Raw genomic sequence first — 411 nt, forward strand, 5'->3', positions numbered from 1 at the left:
AGACAGCGGCCTCTCTGGTATTGGGCTTGCTGCTGCTCGCCGTAGGCATCGGAATGCTTTGGAACTCGGTGACCAAGCTGGAGCATCCGGAATCGATTTCACAAGTGAAGTTGATCGGCTTGTGGGTCGCACTTGGCGCACTGGTGAGCAAAGAACTGTTGTTCCGGTACATGCTGGCCGTTGCGGAGCGCGTACGCTCCAGCATGCTGATTGCGAACGCATGGCACGCTCGCTCCGACGCAGCTTCCTCGTTGGTGGTCGCACTCGGCATCGTCGGCAATTTGCTTGGATTTCCCCTGCTCGATCCAGTGGCCGCATTCGTTGTTGGGTTAATGGTATCGAGAATGGGCTGGCAGTTCGGCTCGGATGCCCTGCACGACCTCATGGACAGAGCCGTCGATGAAGAGACGG

General features: G+C 58.2%; 1 protein-coding gene. It reads left to right on the top strand.

What is annotated here, in order from left to right:
- Positions 1 to 26: 26 nt before the first annotated feature.
- Positions 27 to 411, top strand: a 385-nt coding sequence (locus D7Y13_RS43940) for a cation diffusion facilitator family transporter (protein ID WP_244222500.1), incomplete at its 3' end; no start/stop codon positions are given.

Source organism: Corallococcus praedator, assembly GCF_003612125.1.
Classification (GTDB): domain Bacteria; phylum Myxococcota; class Myxococcia; order Myxococcales; family Myxococcaceae; genus Corallococcus; species Corallococcus praedator.